Consider the following 20,282-nt stretch of genomic DNA (forward strand, 5'->3'; position numbering starts at 1 on the left):
GACTTCCCCATGTTCCGCTCCGCCCTCGCCCTGCTTCTGGCCCTTGCCCTGCCGGCAATGGCCCTGGCCGATAACGGCAAGCCGTTGCGCATCGGCATTACCTTGCACCCGTATTACAGCTACGTAAGCAACATTGTCGGCGACAAGGCCGAAGTGGTGCCGCTGATTCCGGCGGGGTTCAACCCGCATGCCTACGAACCGCGGGCCGAAGACATCAAACGCATCGGTACGCTGGATGTGGTGGTACTCAACGGTGTCGGCCATGATGATTTCGCCGACCGCATGATCGCTGCCAGCGAAAAGCCCGGCATCGCCACCATTGAAGCCAACCAGAACGTGCCTTTGCTGGCCGCCACCGGTATCGCCGCCCGGGGTGCCGGCAAGGTGGTCAACCCGCACACGTTCCTGTCGATCAGCACCACCATCGCCCAGGCCAACAACATTGCCCGGGAGCTGGGCAAGCTCGACCCCGACAACGCCAAGCTCTACACGCAGAATGCCCGCGCCTATGCCAAGCGCCTGCGTGCCCTGCGTGCCGAAGCCCTGGCCAAGGTCACCGAAGCACCCAGCGCCACCTTCCGCGTAGCGACCATCCATGCGGCCTACGACTACCTGGTGCGTGACTTCGGCCTGGAGGTCACAGCGGTGGTCGAGCCGGCCCATGGCATCGAACCCAGCCCGGCCCAGCTGAAAAAAACCATCGACCAGCTCAAGGCGCTGGACGTCAAGGTGATCTTCTCGGAAATGGACTTCCCGTCCGCCTATGTCGAAACCATCCAGCGCGAGTCGGGCGTGCGCCTGTACCCGCTGACGCACATTTCCTACGGCGACTACACCAAGGAGAAGTACGAGGTAGAGATGAAGCGCAACCTCGATACCGTGGTCCGCGCCATCCAGGAGAACCGCGCATGACCGCCGCCGCCCACCTCGACGCGCCCAGTGGCCCGCGCATCGAATTCGCCGGCATCGACCTGACCCTCGGGCGTACCCGCATTCTTGAGCAGGTCAGCTTCAACGTGGCGGCCGGCAGCGTGCATGCGATCGTCGGCCCCAACGGCGGCGGCAAGAGTTCGCTGATCAAGACCCTGCTCGGGCAGATGCCCCACCAAGGCCAGTTGACTTTGCACTGGCCCAGCGCCCTTGAGGTGATCGGCTATGTACCCCAGGCGTTGGAGTTCGACCGGGGCCTGCCGATGACCGTGGACGATTTCATGGCCGCGATGTGCCAGCGCCGGCCGGCCTTTCTGGGGCTGTCGCGCCGCGTGCAACCGGCTATCGATGCCGCCTTGGCGCGAGTCGGCATGCTCGACAAGCGCAAACGGCGCATGGGCGCGTTGTCTGGCGGTGAGCGTCAGCGGGTGCTACTGGCCCAGGGCCTGATCCCCGAGCCGCAACTGCTGGTGCTGGATGAACCCATGTCGGCCCTCGATGAAGCGGGCATCCAGGTCTTCGAACAACTGCTGCACAGTTGGCGCCAGTCCGGCACCACCGTGCTATGGATCGAGCACGACCTGCAAGCCGTGCTGCGCCTGGCCGACCGGGTCACCGGCCTGAGCCGCCAGGTATTGTTCGACGCCCCACCGGTACAGGCCCTGACCCCGGAGCGCCTGCTCAGCCTGTTCTCCGTTCACCCGCGCAGCGAGAGCCTTGCCTGATGAGTTTTGAAGCATTTCGCCAACTGGTCCAGGAATGGGCCAACGCCGGCTACCTGCCCGAGGCACTGGCCTACGGCTTCGTGGTCAATGCCCTGCTGGCCGGCCTGATGATCGGCCCGGTGCTGGGCGGCCTGGGCACCCTGGTGGTGGTCAAGCGCTTTGCCTTCTTCTCCGAGGCGGTCGGCCATGCCGCGCTCACCGGCGTGGCTATCGGCATCCTGCTGGGCGAGCCCTATACCGGCCCCTACGGCAGCCTGTTCGGCTACTGCCTGCTGTTCGGCATCCTGCTCAACTTCCTGCGCAACCGCACCGGGCTGTCGCCGGATACGCTGATCGGCGTGTTCCTGTCGGTGTCCCTGGCCCTGGGCGCCAGCCTGCTGCTGATGCTGGCGGGCAAGATCAACGTGCATATCCTTGAGAACGTGCTGTTCGGCTCGGTACTGACCGTCAGTGCCCAGGACCTTATGGTGCTGGGTATCGTCGCGGTGCTGGTACTGGCCCTGGCCTTGCCCCTGTACAACCGCATCATGCTGGCCAGTTTCAACCCGCAACTGGCGGCGGTGCGCGGGGTAGCGGTAAAGACCCTGGACTACCTGTTCGTGGTGCTGGTAACGCTGGTCACCGTGGCTTCGGTGAAGGTGATCGGGGCGATTCTGGTCGGCGCGCTGCTGGTGATACCGGCGGCGGCCGCACGCCTGGTCAGCCAGTCACTGAAGGGCTTTTTCTTCATTTCGGTGCTGATCGCCACGCTGAGCACCCTGCTCGGCATTCTGCTGCCAATCGTCTACGACCTGCCGGTGCCCTCGGGCGCGGCAATCATCCTGGTGGCCGGTATCTGCTTCGCCTTGGCCGCGCTGGCCCGCGCCCTCGTTCCACGCCTGCAAGGAAACCCGGCATGAACCTGAAACAGCTGACCTTGGCACTGGCCCTGGCGGGCCTGCCCTCGCTCTCTTTCGCTACGCAAGTGCTGACCACCCTGCCCGTCACCCACAGCCTGGCCACGGCGTTGCTCGACGGTACCTCGGTGCAACTCAAGCGCGCCGCACCCGCCAACCTGCCGGCCAGCCGCCAGCCGTCCTACTTCAGTGGCCGCGGCGGCGCCACCCTGGAGAAGGCCGCGCAACAGGCAGACGCCGTCATTGGCGTACGCTCGATCTGGCGTGACGACCCGCTGTACCCGATGGCGCGGCGCAGCAACATCCGCATCGTCGAAATTGATGCGGCGCGGCCGGTGGACGGTGCCTTGCCGGGGATTGCAGTGACCGGTGACGATGCCTACGGCGCGTACCCGTGGCTCAACCCGACCAACCTCGGGCGCATGGCCGATGTGGTGGCCAATGACCTTGAGCGCTTGTCGCCGGCTGACAAGGCGAAGATCCAAGGCAACCTGGCAGGCCTCAAGCGCCAGTTGCTGGAGTTGACGGCCAACAGCCAGACCCAGCTGGCCGAGGTCGACAACCTTACGGTGGTGAGCCTGTCCGAGCGCTTGGGGTACCTGGCCAGCGGGTTGAACCTGGATGTGGTGGAGCAGGCGCTACCGGCCGAGGGCAAGTGGGATGAAGCGGCGCTCAAGGCGCTGGGGGACAACCTGAAGAATCAGGATGTGGCGCTGGTGCTCGACCACCGCCAGCCGGATGCCGCAGTGGCCGAGGTGATCAAGGCCTCTGGGGCGACGCTGTTGGTGGTGGAGAGTGATGCCGATGATGCTGTGGCAGGGTTGAAGGCCAGTGTCGAGCAGGTGGTTGGAGCATTGACCGAAAGCTGACGCCTGGTGCTAGGAGCGCCCTTGCCGGGCGCTCCTACACAAGGTTTTAGCGCTAGCGCTTCATGCACCGCTGATAACGCTCATCCACCCTGCCGGCGAACCACGCGGTGGTCAGTTTGCGGGTAATTTTCGGGCTCTTCAGCTGAATCCCAGGCAGTACCGCACGCGGCACCGGCTTGCCCGCCGCTGCATCCGCCAAGGCGAATACCCCGCTGTACAGCTTGCTGTCTTCAAAGGCCAGGCTGTCGCCCAATTCCAGCTGGCTGCGAATCTGCGGGTTGCGCAACCCCAGCTTCACCCCCAGCTTGCGCGCCGCCTGCTCGGTGGTCCCTGGCATGATCGCGCCTGGGGCAATCAAGTCCCCGTCCAAGGCCAGGTTGGCACCCGCCACCTTGCTCAGCGCAGCCTGAAACGCCGCATTGCGGCTGGCGTACCAGCCTGCGTTGAAATCTGCGAAACGGTACAGCTGGCGGTCGTAATGCACCGGGTAGCCGAGTAGGTGGGCAATCCCGAAATACATGCCCCCACGCCGGCTGAACACTTCCTGGCGTACCGTGCCGTCGTAGGTGTAGGGGTAACCCTTGGCATGCTGTTCGGCAAATTCGATGCTCACCTGCATCGGCCCGCCGGTGTGCACCGGGTTGAGCCCGCCCAGCAAGGTCTTGCCCAATGGCAGGCGGGCAATGACTTCATCGAACAGTGCACTCAGCTGCTTCTCGCTGCGTACCGCAAGTAGCCGCTGCTGATAGGTTTGGCCGTTGCCGGACGGCGTTTTCAGTGCACCATCGACCAGCAAGCGCGGGATGTGCAGGCGCGCGGCGCGGCGGTCGATCTCGTCACGGGCGATACGCCCCAGGTTGGGCACCTGCGGGTCGGCATTGAAGGTCGACTCTTGCTCGGTCACCGCCAGTACCGCGCACAAGTTGCTCTTGCTGGGGGCAATCCGCTGGGCTTCGAAGGCCTGCTGAATGTCCTTGGCCCAGCCCTCACGGTCCTTGGCCTGAGCGGGTAAAAGCCGCAGCAACTGCGCACGCACCTTGGCCGGGTCCGCTTCTGGTTCTTCTTCACGGCGCCCGGCACAGCCTTGCAGCAGCGCCAGGGCCATCAGCCCCGCCGCCAGTAACCGCGCGTTCAGGGCTGCTCACCGACCAGGTAGGTCTTGCTGATATGGCGGAACAGCGGATGGCTGGCACTGCCCATCAGCTCGAACAGCACCATCTCGCGGGTCACGATGTGCGCCCCGGCTGCGCGCATGCGCGCCAGGCCTGCAGCCTTGCTGGCGGCCGTGCGGCTGTCACAGGCATCCTCGACCACGAACACCTGCTTGCCCAACGCCAACAGGCCGAGCACGGTCTGCAACACGCAAACGTGGGTTTCCATGCCGCAGACGATCACCTGCTCACGCGCCATCAGGCTGGCCGGCAGGCACTCGGCGGCCACACAGGAAAAATGGCTTTTTTCCACTACCTCGGCAGCGGGCGACGCAGCAATCAGCTCTGCCAACGTATGGCCAAGCCCTTTGGGGTACTGCTCGGAAACCACGGTGGGCAGCTCCAGCTCGGCAGTCGCCGCCAACAACCAGCGCGCCCGCGCGCGGGTGCCTTCAGGGTCGCTCATGGCGCCGATGAGTTTATCCTGGATGTCGACGACCAGCAGCGTGGCCTTGTGTGGATCGATCAGCATTGTCTGCCCCTTGCCTGGGAAAAGGCCTAGCCTCCCCCAGGCAAGCGGTGACGTCAATCAGGCAGAAAGCCGATGCGGCTCAAGCGACGCGGCCAGCAGGCCGAGTACGCGGTCCTCGTGTTCGTGGATGAAGAAGTGGCTGCCGGGGAACACCTCCAACGAAAAGTGCCCCAAGGTTTCCTTGCGCCAGGCCAGCAGTTGCTCCTCGCTGGCTCGGTCATCCTCGCCACCCAGCACGTGCAGCGGGCACTGCAACGCAGGCCGCTGACGATAGGCATAACGGCCGCAGAGCAAGAAATCGGCACGCAGAATCGGCAAGGTCAGGCTCATTAACTCGGCGTTGCCCAGTACTTCCTCTGGCGTACCGTTGAGTGCGCGCAACTCGCTGATCAGCTCATCGTCGCTTTTAGGGTCGCGCCAGTTCTTGCCGTCATAGTCTTCACGCCGAGTAGGGGCGGCAGTGCCGCAGGCAAACAACGCCAACGGCGGCGGACAACCCAGCGCCTGCAGCTCGTGGGCCAGCTCGAATGCCAGCAACGCGCCCAGGCTATGGCCAAGCAGTGCGTAGGGCGCGCTGGCCGCCAAACGCTGTTCGGCTGCCAGTTGCCGGGCAAGCGCCTGCATGTCGGTTTGCAGCGCTTCCCCCATGCGCGCGCCGCGCCCAGGCAGCTCCACCGGCCGCACCTGAAGCCAGGCTGGCAGCTTGCGCCGCCAGCGGCTGTAGACCATGGCGCTGGCCCCCGAGTACGGCAGGCACAGCAGGTTCAGCGTGGTCACTGCGCTGCGGCTTCGGCCATCTTCTGGCGCAGGCTCAGCGGGCGCATGTCGGTCCAGACTTCGTCGATGTAGGCCAGGCAGTCTTTTTTCAGGCCGCTCTTGCCCACTGCACGCCAGCCAGTGGGGATGGCCTTGTAGTCGGGCCAGATCGAGTATTGCTCTTCGTGGTTGACCACTACCTGGAACTGGATATCGTCGCGGTCGAAAACGGAAGTCATTGCCTGTCTCCTTGAGTGATAGATGCCGATACGCGTATGGCGTAGGGCGGCTCTTAGGTAGACGTAGGGCGATGCGGAAAAATTAGAGGGGATTTGGGGTGCATGACGGGGGCCTTGCAGCGCCTGTGAGCCAATTCACCGATCCCGCTTCAAGCCCCCCGCAGCAGGTCATGGTCATCAAGCAACCGATAAGCCACCTGCGGATTACGCTCCAACCCCCGCCGAATCGCTGCCGGTATCAACTGCCGGGTCTTGCGGCACAACCCCGGTTGCTCATCCAGCTCGATCACGATCCCGCGCATGGTCCGCACTTCGTTGAACCCAGGCGCAATGCGCACACGAATACCCAGGTTCTCGTACATCCGTTGCTGCAGCCGCTGCAGGTCATCCAGGTCCTTGAGGTTTTCCAACCGCTCGATCAGGCGTTTTTCTTCCTGCCGGGTAAGCAGGAGGATGCGCTGCGCCGCCGGCGGGTGCTCGGCCAGGTGCTCGCGGCCGCAGTTACAGGCACCAGGGGGGCAAGGTTGGCGAAGGCTGGGTGCTGTGCTCATGGGCCAAGCATAGCGCGTGCCGGCCTCTTCGCAGGTACACCCACCCTGACAGGGAGGGCGCAGCCTTAAAAACTTTCCTGCCAGGATAAAAAGTTTCACAAACCCCTAGACCGCAACCCACCTCTTCGCCTATAAATCGCCTAAAGGAAATTAATATTCCTACGAAGAAACACTTTTCACCACCCCGCGACCCCCTTTGCCCTTGTGCCGACCTGCCCCACTCCACCACGAGGCCCCGACATGCACCCCGCTCCCGATCATTTCATCCTGCGCGTCAGCTGCCCGGCCGTGTCCGGCATCGTCGCCGCAGTGACCACCTACCTGGCCGAGCACGGTTGCTACATCAGCGAAATGGCGCAGTTCGACGACGAGGACAATGGCCGCTTCTTCATGCGCGCCGTGTTCCGCTACAACACCGGCGTGAGCGGCGACACAGCGCAACTGGAAGCGGGCTTCACCGACGTTGCCCAGCGCTTCGACATGGACTGGAGCCTGCACAGCAGCGCCCGCCCGATGCGCGTGCTGCTGATGGTCAGCAAGTTCGACCACTGCCTGTCCGACCTGCTCTACCGCCACGCCAAGGGCGAGCTGGACATGCACATCACCGCGGTGGTCTCCAACCACCTCGACCTGCGCCCCATGGCCGAGCGCCAGGGCATCCGTTTCGTCTACCTGCCGGTGACCAGGGAGACCAAGGCCGAGCAGGAGGCCGCGCTGATGCGCATCGTCGAGGACAGCGGCACCGAGCTGGTGGTACTGGCGCGTTACATGCAAATCCTCTCCGACGACCTGTGCCGCCAGCTGTCCGGCCGGGCAATCAACATCCACCACTCGTTCCTGCCCGGCTTCAAGGGTGCCAAGCCCTATCACCAGGCCTATCAGCGGGGCGTCAAGCTGATCGGTGCCACCGCCCACTACGTCACCAGCGACCTCGACGAAGGCCCGATCATCGAGCAGGAAGTGCAGCGCGTGGACCACGCCTACGCCCCCGAAAACCTGGTGGCGATCGGTCGTGACACCGAGACCATCGCGTTGTCCCGTGCGGTGAAGTACCACCTGGAGCACCGGGTGTTCCTCAACCACGACCGCACGGTGATCTTCAAATGAACGCCACCCTCAGCGTCAAACTGATCGACGGCAAGGCCACCGCCGCGCGGGTATTGGCTGAAGTCCGAGAGCAGGTGCAGACCTTGCGCCAGGGCGGCGTGCAACCGGGCCTGGCCGTTGTGCTGGTGGGGGCAGATGCCGCCAGCCAGGTGTATGTGCGCAACAAGGTGCTGCGTGCCGAGGAAGTGGGCATCCACTCGCTGGAACATCGCCTGCCCGCCGACACCTCCCAGGCGCACCTGCTGACCCTTATAGGCCGGCTCAACCGCGACAGCGCGGTCAACGGCATCCTCGTGCAGTTGCCACTGCCGGCGCATATCGACGCACACCGCGTGCTGCAGGCCATCAGCCCGCTCAAGGACGTGGATGGCTTTCACAGTGAAAACGTCGGCGGCCTGGCCCAGGGCCGCGATGTGCTCACCCCTTGCACGCCCAGTGGCTGCATGCGCCTGCTGCGCGATGCCTGCGGTGAGTTGCGCGGCAAGCATGCGGTGGTGGTCGGCCGCTCGAACATCGTCGGCAAACCCATGGCGGCGTTGCTGTTGCAGGCCGACTGCACGGTGACCGTGGTGCACTCGCGCAGCCACGACCTGCCAACGTTGTGCCGCCAGGCCGACATCCTCGTTGCGGCGGTCGGCAAGCCAAGGTTGATCGGTGCCGACTGGCTCAAGCCCGGCGTGGTGGTGATCGACGTGGGCATCAACCGCATCGATGAACACGGCCGCAGCCGCCTGGTCGGCGATGTCGACTTTGCCGCCGCCTTGCCCCAGGTCGCCGGCATCACCCCGGTGCCCGGCGGCGTCGGCCCGATGACCATCGCCTGCCTGATGAAAAACACCCTGCTCGCCCTCGACCTGCAACAACAGGCCGCCCAACAGGAGCGCACCGCATGCCTTTCGCCCTGCTGAAATACGGCCTGAGCGCCGACTACCCGGTGGAGGTCGACCTGCCACCCCCTTGCGACCTCAAGCCGCACTACGACGTGGTGATCATCGGTGGCGGCGGCCACGGGCTGGCCATCGCCTATTACCTGGCCAAGTACCACGGCATCACCAACGTCGCGGTGCTGGAAAAGGCCTACCTAGGCGGCGGCAACACCGCACGCAACACGGCGGTGATCCGCTCCAACTACCTCACCAGCGAGGGCGTGCGCTTCTACGCAGAATCCGTGCGGATGTTCCAGAACCTGTCCAACGAGTTCGACTTCAACATCATGTACTCCGAGCGCGGCCAGCTCACCCTGGCGCACACCGACGCCACCGTGCGGGCCTTCCGCCAGCGGGCCGAGGTCAACAAGCACTTCGGCGGGCGCACCGAGATGATCGACCGCCAGCAGATTCGCGAGCTGGTGCCGAGCCTCAACCTCGACCCCGGCCACCTGCCGGTGCTGGCTGGGCTGTGGCATATCGACGGCGCCACCGCGCGCCACGACGCCGTGGCCTGGGGCTATGCCAAGCAGGCGGCCAAGCGCGGTGTGCAGATCCACCAGCTGACCGAAGTGCAGGAGCTGCTGATCCGCAACGGGCGCATCGAGGCGGTCAAGACCAACCGCGGCACCGTGCAGTGCGGTTGCGTGGTGCAGGCGGTGGCCGGGGCCAGTTCGCTATTGATGGCCAAGGCCGGCATCCGCGCGCCGATCCACACCTACCCGCTGCAGGCCATGGTCACTCAGCCGTTCAAGCCGTTTCTCGATCCGCTGGTCAGCTCGTCGGCGCTGCACTGCTACGTGCAGCAGACCAGCCGTGGCGAAATCGTCTTCGGCGGCGGCTCCGACCCGTACCCGCTGTACAACACCCGCTCCACCCTCGACCTCAAGGAAAGCCTGCTGGCCCACGCCATCGAGATGTTCCCGTTCATGGCCAACGCCAAGCTGATGCGCCAATGGGCCGGGAGCACCGACATGACCCCGGACTACAGCCCGATCATGGGCCTGTCGCCGGTCGACAACTACTACCTGGACGCCGGCTGGGGTACCTGGGGCTTCAAGGCCACGCCCATCTGCGGCAAGACCATGGCCGAGCTGGTCGCCAGTGGCGGCAAGGTGCCAGAGATGATCGCGCCGTTCGCCCTGGAGCGCTTCAGCCGCTTCCAGCAAGTCAACGAGATGGGCGCGACTGCGGCCAGCCACTAGAGGAACGCACGATGAAGATCCTCACCTGCCCCTTGAACGGCCCGCGCAACATCAGCGAATTCACCTACGGTGGCGAGTTCAAGCTAATGCCCGACCCGGCCCGTTGCAGCGACGTCGAATGGGCCGACTACGTGTTCAACAGCGACAACCTTGCCGGTGTGGTCACCGAATGGTGGCTGCACAACGCTTCCAGCTACTGGTTCCTGGCCGAGCGCCACACGGTCAGCGACCAGGTGCTGCGCACCTTCGACCCAAACGAAATCTTCGACCGCCGTGTCGAGTTCACCCCAGCCGCCAACCCGGAGATTGCCGGATGAACAGCCTCACTCGCCTCCCCGCCCCCATGGGCCTTTTGATCGACCGCGAGCGGCCGCTGCGCTTTGTCTTCGATGGCCAGGCCTGCCAGGGCTTTGCGGGCGACAGCATCGCCAGCGCACTGCTCGGCAGTGGCCGCTGGCTGCTGTCGCGCTCGTTCAAGTACCACCGCCCGCGTGGCCCGCTGAGCCTGGCCGGGCAAGATGCCAACACCTTGGTGCAACTGCCCGACGAACCCAACGTGCTGGCCGATATGGAGGCGGCCCGTGATGGCCAGGTGGTCGAAGGCCAGAACTTCAACGGTAGCCTGGAGCACGACCGTGACGCCTACCTGGGCAAGTTTTCGCGGTTCATGCCGGTTGGCTTCTATTACCGGTCGTTCTACAAGCCCAAAGGCATGTGGAAGGTCTGGGAGCCGCTGATCCGCAAGAAAGCCGGCCTTGGCGTGCTCGACCTGGGCTTCAAGCCGCAGTACCACGACAAGGCTTACCTGTTTGTCGACGTGGCCGTGATCGGCGGCGGCCCTGCTGGCCTGCGCGCGGCGCTGGACGCGGCCACTGCCGGGGCCAAGGTGCTGCTGATCGAGCAGCAGCCCGTGCTGGGCGGTTCCCTCACCTACGCCCGCTTCGACATTGCCGGCACCCGCGCCAGCCACCTGCGCCAGGCATTGCTCGATGCCGTCGAGGCCCACCCGAACATCCAGGTGCTGCTGCAAGCCACCTGTAATGGCTGGTTCACCGACAACTACCTGCCGGTGATCCAGCACACACGCCTGTACAAGGTGCGTGCCACTCGCTGCCTGGTCACGGCCGGTGCGTTCGACCAGCCGGTGGTGTTCCGCAACAACGACCTGCCCGGGATCATGCTGACCAGCGCCGCGCAACGGCTGATGAAGTTGTACGCGGTCAAGCCGGGGCAGCGTGCGGTGGTCCTCACCGGCCACGACGACGGCTACCTGGCGGCCCTCGACCTGCAAGATCAAGGCGTGGCCGTCGCCGCCCTGGTGGACATGCGCGCGGCGCCGGCAGACGCCGCATTGGCCAGCGAGCTCAAGCGCCGCGACATCCCTCTGCACCTGGGCAGCACCGTTTATGAAGCCCTGCACGACAAGGGCCTGCGCCATGTCAGCGGCGTCGACATCCGCCCCATCACCGGCCAAGGCAAGGTGGGTACGCAAGGCCTGCGCCTGGCCTGCGACCTGCTGTGCATGTCGGCCGGCTACATGCCGGTATATCAACTGCTGTGCCAGGCAGGCGGCAAGCTGGCATACGACGTCGACCGTGATGCGTTCAGCCTCAGCAACTTGCCAGTCGGTCTGGCTATCGCAGGTTCGGTGAATGGCCGGCATCACCTGGACAACGTGCTCGCCGACGCGACCCGCGCCGCTGCCGAGGCGGTCGCGGCGCTGGGCCTGCCAGCGCCCGCGCTGACGGCTTTCGGCCCCGAGGCCAAGGTCAACTTCCCCTGGCCGATCTTCCCGCACCCCAAGGGCAAGGACTTCGTCGATTTCGATGAAGACTTGCAGGTGCGCGACATCGTCAACGCCACCCGCAGTGGCTACCGCGACGTGCAACTGGTCAAGCGTTTCTCCACGGTGGGCATGGGCCCGTCCCAGGGCCGGCATTCGGCGCTGCCCACCGCGCGTCTGGTGGCCCAGGCCACCGGGCGCAGCATCAGCGAAACCGGCGTGACCACCGCCCGGCCACCCTTTCAGGCCGAGAAGCTGGCGCATGTCGCCGGCCGTGCCTTCGACCCGTACCGGCAGACGCCGATGCACCGCCGCCATGTGGCGGCGGGCGCGAAGATGATGCCCGCCGGCATCTGGCAGCGCCCTGCCTACTACGGCAAACCCGACGAGCGCGAACGCTGCATGCAGGAAGAAGCCCGCCATGTGCGCGAAAAGGTCGGCCTGATCGACGTCTCCACCTTGGGCGGCCTCGACGTGCGCGGCCCAGACGCCGCCGAACTGCTCGAACGCCTGTACACCTTCGGCTTTGCCAAGCTGGCCATCGGCCGCACTCGCTATGCGCTGATGACCAACGAGCATGGCGTGGTGATCGATGATGGCGTGTGCGCCCGCCTGAGCGAGCAGCATTTCTACGTCACCGCCACCACCAGTGGCGTCGAGCGCATCTACCAGCAGATGCTCAAGTGGAACGCGCAGTGGCGGCTGGACGTGGACATCACCAACGTCACCGCCGCCCTGGCCGCCGTCAACCTGGCAGGCCCCTTGTCGCGCCAGGTGCTGGCCACGGTGTGCGAGGGTGTGGATCTTTCGGCCGAGGCCTTCCCTTACCTGGGCGTGCGCCTGGGCAAGGTGGCCGGCATCGCGGCGCGCATCTTGCGGGTCGGTTTCGTTGGCGAGCTGGGCTATGAGGTGCATGTGCCGGCGCGCCATGCCGAACGCCTGTGGGACGCGTTGATGCAGGCCGGTGCCGGGCTGGGTATCCGCCCCTTCGGCGTCGAGGCTCAGCGCCTGCTGCGCCTGGAAAAGGGCCATGTGATCATCAGCCAGGACACCGACGGCATGACCCACCCGGCCGAGATCGACATGCAATGGGCAATCGGCCGCAAGAAGCCGTTTTTCGTCGGCAAACGTTCGATCGAGATCCTTGAAGCGCAGCCGCTCAAGCGCAAGCTGGTCGGCTTCACCCTGCCCAAGGGCAGCCCGCAGCCGCTGGAAGGCCACCTGGTGCTGGACGGCCCGGACATCAGCGGCAACGTCACCTCCTGCGAGTACTCGCAAACCCTCGGGCAGATCATCGGCCTGGCCTACGCCGGCGCCCATCAGGCCACGCCTGGCATGCACATCCCGATCCGCGTCGAGGGCGGGGTGATGGTCAATGCCAAGGTGGTGCAACTGCCCTTCCACGACCCCGACAACCTGCGCCAGGAACGCTGAGCCATGACCAACCTGAACACGCAAGCATTCCTCTCAAACGGCCCGCAGACCTGCGCGTTGACCGACCTCACCGATTTGCCGCGGGTCGGTTTTCGGGGCAGCGACAGCGCGGGCTACCTGCAAGCGCACGGTTACCATTTGCCATCGCTGCCTAACCAGGCACTGCGCCAGGACGACGGTGGCTGGGTGGTGCGCCTGTCGGCCAGTGAGTATTTACTGTTGGGCAGCCTCAGCGACCAGGGCGCGAGGGTGGCCGCGCAAGAGGCCGAGTGGGTGCAGGGCGCCCAGCGCAACTACCTGCTGCCGCGCCAGGACAGCCATGCCTGGCTGCAGGTGTCGGGGCAGCATTGCAGCGCGGTGATGGCCAAGCTGTGTGGCGTTGACCTGCGTGCAGAGGCGTTTCCGGTCGGTGCCGTGGCGCAGACATCGGCGGCGCGGATCAACGTGATTGTGGTGAATGTGGCCAGTGAGGGGGTGCCGAGGTTGCAGATCCTGTTTGATCGGCCTTCGCTGGCGTATTTCCGCGAGGCGATGCTGGATGCCATGGCGGAGTTCGATGGGCGGCTTGTCGGATGAATCCCCAAACAAGCCCACACGATCAATACAGGCCGTTCAGCACTTGAAGTTGCGCCAATCGCTCCCGTAGAAACTCGACAAACCCCTGCACCGGCCTGGCCACCTGCCGGTGCTGCGGATACACCGCCGACAACTGCAACGCCGGCGGTGTCCAGCCTTGCAGCAGACTTACCAACCGCCCATCGGCCAACGCCTGCCCGACAATGAAGGTCGGCAGGTACGTCACCCCCATCCCGGCAATCGCCGCGTCCCTCAGCAGCTCGCCATTGTTGGCCCGCATCCGACCGGTCACCGCGATGGCCTGAGCCTTGCCACCTTGGGTGAACTGCCATTGCACCTGTCGTGAATGCCCATAGGGCAGGCAGTCATGCTCGGCCAGCGCTTCGGGCCGCTGCGGCACGCCTCGCGCGTCCAGATACGCCGGGCTGGCGCAATACACCCGCTCGACGCTGGCAATCCGCCGCGCGATCAGGCTGGAGTCCTCCAGCGCGCCGATGCGCAGGGCCAGGTCGTAGCCTTCGCCGATCAGGTCCACCGCACGGTCGCTGAGGTCCACCTCCACATCCAGCTGCGGGTGCAAGCGCAGAAACTCGGTCAGCAGGCAGCCCAGGTGCGACATGGCAAACGACAGCGGCGCACTCAGACGCAAGGTACCGCGCAGGGCCTGTGCCTGGCCGCTGATGTCGTGCTCCACCTGTTGCACTTCGCCCAGCAGGCGCAGCGCCGACTGGTAGTAGTGCTGGCCGAGCGGCGTGGCGTCCAGGCGCCGGGTGGAGCGGTTGAGCAGGCGCACGCCCAGGCGTTCTTCGAGCTGCATCAGGCGCCGGCTGACCGATTGCTTGGACATGCCCAGGCGGTCGGCGGCAGCGGTGAAGCTGCCGGCTTCCATGACCTGGGCAAAGATACGCATGTCTTCGTAGGGGTTCATTGTCTCGCTCTTGATGACAGTCCGCCGCTTTATAGCGGTTTTCTACCCTCAGTGCAGCTGCATAATGCTTTACATTTCTACGAAAATAACGCCAAGCATCGGCATTACCACGTAAAGCAATTCACTACTGCGATTGACAATAGAATCCCTGACACCATGAGGCCCATTGCTAATTGCATACGGAACTTCAAATACCCTGGAAACTCATCATGATCATCAGGATGCAAGGTGCCGCGCTGAATGAAGAGGCTTGGCCAGATGAGAGGCGTCGTCATACCTGCAATTATCAAGAAGCGAGACTTGAGGCCAAAATCACCTGAAGTCCGCTGTTCCTCCTTCAAGGCGGTACTGCGGCTGAACGAATCGCACATGACCTGATAGTGACGAGACATGGCTATATGCCAATTTATCGCCAAGCCCCCCAGCAACGCCACGACCGGAACAAACAGTAACACCAGTCGAACGCCTATGGGCCAACCGCTCAAGTCAATCATAGATAGCCTCGTAGATCTGCTCTCCTAAAAACTCACCAAAAGCTTCGACTCCTTTTGAACTGCCGAACGCCAACCCACCAACAGTGACAATGCCACAGGCAGCTTTACCCCAGGCACCGAATTTACAGACTGCGGATGCAGCCGACTTTCCAGCGGCAGCCCCCACCGCCCCCCCGACAAGGCCTCCTGAAAAAGTACCTGCCTCTGTAAAGCGAACTTTCTTACACTCATCGGTCTCACCTGCACGGCAAGCTTCATGTACTTTCAGGTAGGAAGCACCGGCGCCAAGTCCGATCCCAACCCAACCGCCATACTTCAGATACTTTGAGACCTTTGCCACCTCGTCCAGATGCGTCACGTAACCCGGGATCTGCCCTGGCACACCCGCTTTCTTCCAGTGATGCACCACACTCTTGGTAGAGATCCCGAGATCACGTCGTAAATTATCGTAGCTTCCCAAACCTAGCGATTTGTTCAGAAACGCCGTGCGCAATTGGCCATCCAGTTGCTTGTGGAGCTCCTTGCGCAACGCAAAAAACTCAGGGCTATTTAGATGACCATGGAGCGCAAATTGGCGTTGGTGTAAGGCTTCGATGCCTTTCAACGTATCCTTCACCTGCGACAGCCCCCGCTCCAGCATGTCCTTGCCCACCCCCATTGACTGACTTGCCCCATTGAGCACCCCGGCAATCTCACCGATGTGCTTCATCATGAAGTTTGCCTCCTCCTCGGAAAGGATCGCCAGCGACGCTCTTGCCTCCTCCGCCACCATAATCAATTCGGCCTCCGCTGCACTGCAGGAAAACCCGCTGTGGGGGCTGCCGAGCACAAAAATTTCACCCGCCTTGAAACCCTCTGGGTACGTAGGATTCAAGCGCTGCAAAAACGCCACTGGCAAAGGGCTGTGCGTCGCGCCAAGGCTCTGAAGCACCTGCTCGAACGACATGCTGCGTTGCACAATATGGAAGCCAGGCTCAAGTACAGACGATGAGCCGACGGGAAATGCGGGGTACGCCTGTGCAGGGCTTTGCCCTGCTATAGAAGCCGAGTGACGGGCGGCAGAGGCAGGCGATGTAGCCTGAGCAGAATGGCTGCCTGCTCTGTGCATGGCTGACTGCGCGATGACCCGGTTGCTGCCGTTTGGGCAATCACACTTGACCAGCGCCCCATCCACAACTGCCGGTTTACCTCCGATGATGAAAAAACTCACCCCTTCTACAATGACCCCGGCCTTCTTGCAGTTCGGGCACTCGGTCGTGGCATCGCCCAGGCGCAGTGCACGTCGGTTGTCCCCCCGGAAGTTCGTACTGCTGGCAATGCAGACTGCGCCTGTGGTGGTGATATCGCCATCCAGCGCTTGCCCTTTTCCATGTATCGATATGCGCGTCATGAATAGCCTCCGGCCGTAGAAAGCTGGAAGCTAGCACTGGAAAAACATGTACAGACCTGGTTCGAGGAAAATCAGAATTCCCTTACAAGAACGCCGGCGCTCATCCGCTCAGGGCTCGAACCCTTCGACAATGATGACCTCAGCTTTCGCCACACCTCGGCGATGGCCGCAGGCGTCCTGGTACAGCTCGGACCGGTAACAGGCCAGCGCCTGCTCATACGATTCGAACTCGATCACCACACTGCGCTGCGGCGTCTGCCTGCCTTCCATCGCCTCGCTGCGCCCACCCCGGGCCAGGAACCGCCCGCCGAAAGCCGCAAAGGCGGCAGGCGCACGCTGGGTGTACTGCTGGTACTGCCCAGGGTCGGTCACGTCCACGTGGGCGATCCAATACGCTTTCATCCGCTGATCTCCTGTTGCAAATCTATTTGTGTATGATGGTATACCATAATAATCACCCCATCACAGCGAGCGTGCAACATGGCTTTCAACAGCATCGAAGAACTCCTCGAAGACTACCGGCAAGGCAAAATGGTACTGCTGGTGGACGACGAGGATCGAGAAAACGAAGGCGACCTGCTGATCGCCGCCGAGCGCTGTGACGCCCAGGCCATCAACTTCATGGCCCGCGAAGCCCGTGGCCTGATCTGCCTGACCTTGACCGACGAGCACTGCCAGCGCCTGGGCCTGGAGCAGATGGTGCCGGCCAACGGCAGCGTGTTCAGCACCGCCTTCACGGTGTCGATCGAAGCCGCTACAGGCGTTACCACCGGTATTTCCGCGGCTGACCGGGCACGCACCGTGGCTGCGGCCATGGCGCCGAGCGCACGCCCCGAAGACCTGGTGCAGCCTGGGCATATCTTCCCCCTGCGTGCCCGCGAAGGCGGCGTGCTGACCCGCGCCGGCCACACCGAAGCCGGCTGCGACCTGGCCCGCCTGGCCGGTTTCAGCGCCGCTTCGGTAATCGTCGAAGTGCTCAACGACGACGGCACCATGGCCCGCTGCCCCGACCTGGAAGTGTTCGCAGCACAGCACGGTATCAAGATCGGCACCATCGCCGACCTGATCCACTACCGCCTGAGCACCGAGCAGACCATCAAGCGCATCGGCGAACGCGAACTGCCCACGGTGCACGGCACCTTCCGCCTGGTCACCTATGAAGACCACATCGAAGGCGGTGTGCACATGGCCATGGTGATGGGCGATATCCGCCGCGAACAGCCCACCCTGGTGCGCGTGCATGTGATCGACCCGCTGCGCGACCTGGTGGGCGCCGAATATGCAGGCCCGGCCAACTGGACGCTGTGGGCGGCGCTGCAGAAGGTGGCCGAGGAAGGTACCGGCGTGGTGGTGATCCTGGCCAACCATGAATCCTCGCAGGCGTTGCTCGAACGCGTGCCGCAACTGACCCAACCGGTGCGGCCTTACCAACGCGGGCAGTCCAAGGTGTATTCGGAGGTCGGTACCGGGGCGCAGATTCTGCAGGATCTGGGCGTGGGCAAGCTGCGCCATCTGGGGCCGCCGCTGAAGTACGCCGGGCTGGCGGGGTATGAGCTGGAAGTGGTGCAGAGCATTCCCTTCGAACCCGGTGTGGAAGGCTGACACCGCCCCTACACCCAACAGCGTTGGGATGTTTGCAGAGGTGGAGTGATGGCCGGTCGCCTTCGCCTCTTGCCAAAACTTTGGAATACCATAATATGATATCCCGTAGACCTTGAATGTGCAGGCCAGCACCTAGAATCACAATCCGGCCACACGACACTTTGTTTTAGCTGCTCCCCGAATACTGTTGGCGGGCGCACCAAAAAGCCCCGCCTCGAATAACAAAAGCAACGAGGGCGTAACCATGCTGTTGAGCAAACGTGTAACCGCAGTGCTGTCCGCCAGCCTGCTGACCCTGGCCTGTCAGGCCACGCAGGCCGCTGACAGCCTGAACTTCGTCAGCTGGGGCGGTACCACCCAGGACGCCCAGAAAGAAGCATGGGCCGTACCCTTCTCCAAATCGACCAATATCAAAGTCGTCCAGGACGGCCCGACCGACTACGGCAAGCTAAAGGCCATGGTCGAGAGCGGCAACGTGCAGTGGGACGTGGTCGACGTCGAAGCCGACTTCGCCCTGCGCGCCGCCAGCGAAGGCCTGCTCGAACCCCTGGATTTCAACACGGTCAAGAAAGACCGCATCGACCCGCGCTTCGTCTCCGATCATGGCGTCGGCTCGTTCTTCTTCTCGTTCGTGCTCGGCTACAACGAAGGCAAGCTCGGTGCCAACAAGCCAGTGGACTGGACCTCGCTGTTCGACACCAAGACCTACCCCGGCAAGCGCGCCCTGTACAAGTGGCCGAGCCCCGGCGTGCTGGAGCTGGCCTTGCTGGCCGACGGCGTCGCGCCCGACAAGCTCTACCCGCTGGACCTGGACCGCGCCTTCAAGAAACTCGACACCATCAAGAAAGACATCGTCTGGTGGGGCGGTGGCGCCCAGTCGCAGCAATTGCTGGCCTCCGGTGAAGCCTCGCTTGGCCAGTTCTGGAACGGCCGCGTCTACGCCTTGCAGCAAGACGGTGCACCGGTTGGCGTGAGCTGGAAGCAGAACCTGGTCATGGCCGACTTCCTGGTCATCCCCAAAGGCGCCAAGAACAAGGACGCGGCCATGAAGTTCCTGGCCAACGCCAGCAGCCCCGAAGGCCAGGCCGATTTTGCCAACCTCACGGCGTACGCACCGGTCAACCTGGACAGCGTGCCCAAGCTCAAAGCCGACCTCGCGCCAAACCTGCCGACCGCCTACGCCCAGGACCAGGTAACCCTGGACTTCGCCTACTGGGCGAAGAACGGCCAGGCCATCGCCGCGCGCTGGAATGAGTGGCTGGTCAAATGAAAGTCGCCATCAACGCCCTGCACAATGCGCAAGGTGCCCCCACGGGCACCGGCGCCCCGGGAACGGCCCCCCGCCGCGTGAGCCTGGGCCAGCGCTGGAAAGGCAGCCGCAACCTGCTGCCTGCCTTGCTGTTTCTTGGCCTGTTCTTCTTCGCCCCGCTGATCGGCCTGTTGCTGCGCGGTGTGCTGGAGCCGGTGCCGGGCCTGGGTAACTACGAGCAGTTGTTCGCCAACTCAGCCTACGCCCGGGTGCTGTTCAACACCTTCTCGGTGGCTGGGGTGGTAACGCTGATCAGCGTGCTGCTGGGCTTCCCGCTGGCCTGGGCGATCACCCTGGTACCCAATGGCTGGGGCCGCTGGCTGCTGAACATCGTGCTGCTGTCGATGTGGACCAGCCTGCTGGCGCGCACCTACTCGTGGCTGGTGTTGCTGCAGAGTTCGGGGGTGATCAACAAGGCGTTGATGGCCATGGGGATCATCGATACCCCGCTGGAAATGGTGCACAACCTCACCGGCGTGGTAATCGGCATGAGCTACATCATGATCCCGTTCATCGTGCTGCCGCTGCAGGCGACCATGCATGCCATCGACCCAATGGTGCTGCAAGCAGGCTCGATCTGCGGCGCCAGCCCATGGACCAACTTCTGGAAGGTGTTCCTGCCGCTGTGCCGCTCGGGGCTGTTCTCGGGGGCGTTGATGGTGTTCGTGATGTCGCTCGGTTACTACGTCACCCCAGCCCTGCTCGGCGGTGCGCAGAACATGATGCTGCCCGAATTCATCATCCAGCAGGTGCAGTCGTTCCTCAACTGGGGCCTGGCCAGCGCCGCCGCCGCACTGCTGGTGGTCATCACCCTGGTGCTCTTCTACCTGTACCTGAAGCTGCAGCCGGAATCCCCGGTCGGCAACGCGAGGTAATCCG

The 20,282-nt window shown here is 63.9% G+C and carries 22 protein-coding genes; 13 read left to right on the top strand and 9 right to left on the bottom strand.

Annotated features, from left to right (window positions below; all coding sequences use genetic code 11):
• The first annotated feature begins 9 nt into the window (after window positions 1-9).
• From LJX93_RS16760 to LJX93_RS16775, 4 genes are read left to right on the top strand one after another with little or no spacing between them, the layout of a single operon-like run.
• The gene (locus LJX93_RS16760; RefSeq protein ID WP_227696210.1) at window positions 10-912 is read left to right on the top strand and encodes a metal ABC transporter substrate-binding protein; all 903 of its coding nucleotides are present in this window, start codon (window positions 10-12) and stop codon (window positions 910-912) included.
• Window positions 909-1,655, top strand: coding sequence for a metal ABC transporter ATP-binding protein (locus LJX93_RS16765; protein ID WP_033698873.1), 747 nt, complete (start codon window positions 909-911; stop codon window positions 1,653-1,655). The genes LJX93_RS16760 and LJX93_RS16765 overlap by 4 nt, the downstream gene beginning before the upstream one ends.
• Window positions 1,655-2,554, top strand: coding sequence for a metal ABC transporter permease (locus tag LJX93_RS16770; RefSeq protein ID WP_033698874.1), 900 nt, complete (start codon window positions 1,655-1,657; stop codon window positions 2,552-2,554). The genes LJX93_RS16765 and LJX93_RS16770 overlap by 1 nt, the downstream gene beginning before the upstream one ends.
• Window positions 2,551-3,420: a metal ABC transporter solute-binding protein, Zn/Mn family gene (locus LJX93_RS16775; RefSeq protein ID WP_033698876.1), complete on the top strand. Its 870-nt coding sequence runs from the start codon at window positions 2,551-2,553 to the stop codon at window positions 3,418-3,420. The genes LJX93_RS16770 and LJX93_RS16775 overlap by 4 nt, the downstream gene beginning before the upstream one ends.
• Window positions 3,421-3,472: 52 nt before the next feature.
• Here LJX93_RS16775 and LJX93_RS16780 read toward each other — a convergent pair whose 3' ends face one another.
• The 5 genes from LJX93_RS16780 to LJX93_RS16800 all read right to left on the bottom strand — a co-directional run bounded on the left by LJX93_RS16780 (window position 3,473) and on the right by LJX93_RS16800 (window position 6,649).
• Window positions 3,473-4,525: a DUF1615 domain-containing protein gene (locus LJX93_RS16780; protein WP_033698878.1), complete on the bottom strand. Its 1,053-nt coding sequence runs from the start codon at window positions 4,523-4,525 to the stop codon at window positions 3,473-3,475.
• Between the two features lie 26 nt (window positions 4,526-4,551).
• Window positions 4,552-5,103 (bottom strand): hydrolase, encoded by a 552-nt coding sequence (locus LJX93_RS16785; RefSeq protein ID WP_033698881.1) that lies wholly within the window; start codon window positions 5,101-5,103, stop codon window positions 4,552-4,554.
• A gap of 57 nt (window positions 5,104-5,160) precedes the next feature.
• Entirely contained in the window at window positions 5,161-5,880 is a 720-nt protein-coding gene (locus LJX93_RS16790; protein WP_033698882.1) for a thioesterase II family protein, read from the bottom strand.
• Complete coding sequence (locus tag LJX93_RS16795) at window positions 5,877-6,098, bottom strand: MbtH family protein (RefSeq protein WP_033698884.1); 222 nt, start codon at window positions 6,096-6,098, stop codon at window positions 5,877-5,879. The genes LJX93_RS16790 and LJX93_RS16795 overlap by 4 nt, the downstream gene beginning before the upstream one ends.
• A gap of 149 nt (window positions 6,099-6,247) precedes the next feature.
• A complete protein-coding gene (locus LJX93_RS16800; protein WP_033698885.1) occupies window positions 6,248-6,649 on the bottom strand; it encodes a hypothetical protein in 402 nt (133 codons plus the stop codon).
• Window positions 6,650-6,889: 240 nt separating this feature from the next.
• Here LJX93_RS16800 and purU point away from each other — a divergent pair, with 240 nt between their 5' ends.
• The 6 genes from purU to LJX93_RS16830 are packed head-to-tail and all read left to right on the top strand — an operon-like array spanning window position 6,890 to window position 13,680.
• Window positions 6,890-7,756, top strand: coding sequence for a formyltetrahydrofolate deformylase (gene purU / locus LJX93_RS16805; RefSeq protein WP_033698887.1), 867 nt, complete (start codon window positions 6,890-6,892; stop codon window positions 7,754-7,756).
• The gene (gene folD, locus LJX93_RS16810; RefSeq protein WP_227696211.1) at window positions 7,753-8,664 is read left to right on the top strand and encodes a bifunctional methylenetetrahydrofolate dehydrogenase/methenyltetrahydrofolate cyclohydrolase FolD; all 912 of its coding nucleotides are present in this window, start codon (window positions 7,753-7,755) and stop codon (window positions 8,662-8,664) included. The genes purU and folD overlap by 4 nt, the downstream gene beginning before the upstream one ends.
• Window positions 8,646-9,887, top strand: a complete 1,242-nt coding sequence (locus LJX93_RS16815) for an FAD-dependent oxidoreductase (RefSeq protein ID WP_033698889.1) — start codon at window positions 8,646-8,648, stop codon at window positions 9,885-9,887. Before folD ends, LJX93_RS16815 begins: the two co-directional genes overlap by 19 nt.
• Window positions 9,888-9,898: 11 nt before the next feature.
• A complete protein-coding gene (locus LJX93_RS16820; protein ID WP_033698890.1) occupies window positions 9,899-10,204 on the top strand; it encodes a sarcosine oxidase subunit delta in 306 nt (101 codons plus the stop codon).
• Complete coding sequence (locus LJX93_RS16825) at window positions 10,201-13,104, top strand: FAD-dependent oxidoreductase (protein ID WP_227696212.1); 2,904 nt, start codon at window positions 10,201-10,203, stop codon at window positions 13,102-13,104. The genes LJX93_RS16820 and LJX93_RS16825 overlap by 4 nt, the downstream gene beginning before the upstream one ends.
• A 3-nt stretch (window positions 13,105-13,107) precedes the next feature.
• Window positions 13,108-13,680, top strand: a complete 573-nt coding sequence (locus LJX93_RS16830; RefSeq protein WP_033698894.1) for a sarcosine oxidase — start codon at window positions 13,108-13,110, stop codon at window positions 13,678-13,680.
• A gap of 22 nt (window positions 13,681-13,702) precedes the next feature.
• Here the strand turns inward: LJX93_RS16830 and LJX93_RS16835 are convergent, their stop codons facing one another.
• The 4 genes from LJX93_RS16835 to LJX93_RS16850 form a co-directional block, all read right to left on the bottom strand.
• The gene (locus LJX93_RS16835) at window positions 13,703-14,608 is read right to left on the bottom strand and encodes a LysR family transcriptional regulator (protein WP_047581006.1); all 906 of its coding nucleotides are present in this window, start codon (window positions 14,606-14,608) and stop codon (window positions 13,703-13,705) included.
• Window positions 14,609-14,712: 104 nt separating this feature from the next.
• Window positions 14,713-15,102 (bottom strand): hypothetical protein, encoded by a 390-nt coding sequence (locus LJX93_RS16840; protein WP_227696213.1) that lies wholly within the window; start codon window positions 15,100-15,102, stop codon window positions 14,713-14,715.
• Window positions 15,095-16,492 (bottom strand): PAAR domain-containing protein, encoded by a 1,398-nt coding sequence (locus tag LJX93_RS16845; protein ID WP_227696214.1) that lies wholly within the window; start codon window positions 16,490-16,492, stop codon window positions 15,095-15,097. Before LJX93_RS16845 ends, LJX93_RS16840 begins: the two co-directional genes overlap by 8 nt.
• A gap of 108 nt (window positions 16,493-16,600) precedes the next feature.
• On the bottom strand, window positions 16,601-16,894 hold the full coding sequence (locus tag LJX93_RS16850; RefSeq protein WP_227696215.1) for a DUF1330 domain-containing protein: 294 nt from the start codon (window positions 16,892-16,894) through the stop codon (window positions 16,601-16,603).
• Between the two features lie 78 nt (window positions 16,895-16,972).
• Between LJX93_RS16850 and ribBA the strand changes: the two genes are divergently transcribed.
• The 3 genes from ribBA to LJX93_RS16865 all read left to right on the top strand — a co-directional run bounded on the left by ribBA (window position 16,973) and on the right by LJX93_RS16865 (window position 20,278).
• Window positions 16,973-18,094: a bifunctional 3,4-dihydroxy-2-butanone-4-phosphate synthase/GTP cyclohydrolase II gene (gene ribBA / locus LJX93_RS16855; protein ID WP_227696216.1), complete on the top strand. Its 1,122-nt coding sequence runs from the start codon at window positions 16,973-16,975 to the stop codon at window positions 18,092-18,094.
• 244 nt (window positions 18,095-18,338) lie between these two features.
• Window positions 18,339-19,364, top strand: a complete 1,026-nt coding sequence (locus LJX93_RS16860; protein ID WP_033698898.1) for a polyamine ABC transporter substrate-binding protein — start codon at window positions 18,339-18,341, stop codon at window positions 19,362-19,364.
• Window positions 19,361-20,278, top strand: a complete 918-nt coding sequence (locus tag LJX93_RS16865) for an ABC transporter permease (RefSeq protein ID WP_033698899.1) — start codon at window positions 19,361-19,363, stop codon at window positions 20,276-20,278. The genes LJX93_RS16860 and LJX93_RS16865 overlap by 4 nt, the downstream gene beginning before the upstream one ends.
• Window positions 20,279-20,282 lie beyond the last annotated feature (4 nt).

This window comes from Pseudomonas sp. HN2-3 (assembly GCF_020691745.1).
Taxonomy (GTDB): Bacteria; Pseudomonadota; Gammaproteobacteria; order Pseudomonadales; family Pseudomonadaceae; genus Aquipseudomonas; species Aquipseudomonas capeferrum.

What these genes read in the sequence shown, in the direction of transcription:
- LJX93_RS16795 (WP_033698884.1), bottom strand. Translation starts at nt 6,098, where the DNA reads ATGACTTCCGTTTTCGACCGCGACGATATCCAGTTCCAGGTAGTGGTC.
- LJX93_RS16835 (WP_047581006.1), bottom strand. Translation starts at nt 14,608, where the DNA reads ATGAACCCCTACGAAGACATGCGTATCTTTGCCCAGGTCATGGAAGCC.
- LJX93_RS16845 (WP_227696214.1), bottom strand. Translation starts at nt 16,492, where the DNA reads ATGACGCGCATATCGATACATGGAAAAGGGCAAGCGCTGGATGGCGAT.
- LJX93_RS16825 (WP_227696212.1), top strand. Translation starts at nt 10,201, where the DNA reads ATGAACAGCCTCACTCGCCTCCCCGCCCCCATGGGCCTTTTGATCGAC.
- LJX93_RS16760 (WP_227696210.1), top strand. Translation starts at nt 10, where the DNA reads ATGTTCCGCTCCGCCCTCGCCCTGCTTCTGGCCCTTGCCCTGCCGGCA.
- ribBA (WP_227696216.1), top strand. Translation starts at nt 16,973, where the DNA reads ATGGCTTTCAACAGCATCGAAGAACTCCTCGAAGACTACCGGCAAGGC.
- LJX93_RS16860 (WP_033698898.1), top strand. Translation starts at nt 18,339, where the DNA reads ATGCTGTTGAGCAAACGTGTAACCGCAGTGCTGTCCGCCAGCCTGCTG.
- LJX93_RS16820 (WP_033698890.1), top strand. Translation starts at nt 9,899, where the DNA reads ATGAAGATCCTCACCTGCCCCTTGAACGGCCCGCGCAACATCAGCGAA.
- LJX93_RS16770 (WP_033698874.1), top strand. Translation starts at nt 1,655, where the DNA reads ATGAGTTTTGAAGCATTTCGCCAACTGGTCCAGGAATGGGCCAACGCC.
- purU (WP_033698887.1), top strand. Translation starts at nt 6,890, where the DNA reads ATGCACCCCGCTCCCGATCATTTCATCCTGCGCGTCAGCTGCCCGGCC.
- LJX93_RS16865 (WP_033698899.1), top strand. Translation starts at nt 19,361, where the DNA reads ATGAAAGTCGCCATCAACGCCCTGCACAATGCGCAAGGTGCCCCCACG.
- LJX93_RS16780 (WP_033698878.1), bottom strand. Translation starts at nt 4,525, where the DNA reads ATGGCCCTGGCGCTGCTGCAAGGCTGTGCCGGGCGCCGTGAAGAAGAA.
- LJX93_RS16775 (WP_033698876.1), top strand. Translation starts at nt 2,551, where the DNA reads ATGAACCTGAAACAGCTGACCTTGGCACTGGCCCTGGCGGGCCTGCCC.
- LJX93_RS16800 (WP_033698885.1), bottom strand. Translation starts at nt 6,649, where the DNA reads ATGAGCACAGCACCCAGCCTTCGCCAACCTTGCCCCCCTGGTGCCTGT.
- LJX93_RS16785 (WP_033698881.1), bottom strand. Translation starts at nt 5,103, where the DNA reads ATGCTGATCGATCCACACAAGGCCACGCTGCTGGTCGTCGACATCCAG.
- LJX93_RS16850 (WP_227696215.1), bottom strand. Translation starts at nt 16,894, where the DNA reads ATGAAAGCGTATTGGATCGCCCACGTGGACGTGACCGACCCTGGGCAG.
- LJX93_RS16765 (WP_033698873.1), top strand. Translation starts at nt 909, where the DNA reads ATGACCGCCGCCGCCCACCTCGACGCGCCCAGTGGCCCGCGCATCGAA.
- folD (WP_227696211.1), top strand. Translation starts at nt 7,753, where the DNA reads ATGAACGCCACCCTCAGCGTCAAACTGATCGACGGCAAGGCCACCGCC.
- LJX93_RS16830 (WP_033698894.1), top strand. Translation starts at nt 13,108, where the DNA reads ATGACCAACCTGAACACGCAAGCATTCCTCTCAAACGGCCCGCAGACC.
- LJX93_RS16840 (WP_227696213.1), bottom strand. Translation starts at nt 15,102, where the DNA reads ATGATTGACTTGAGCGGTTGGCCCATAGGCGTTCGACTGGTGTTACTG.
- LJX93_RS16815 (WP_033698889.1), top strand. Translation starts at nt 8,646, where the DNA reads ATGCCTTTCGCCCTGCTGAAATACGGCCTGAGCGCCGACTACCCGGTG.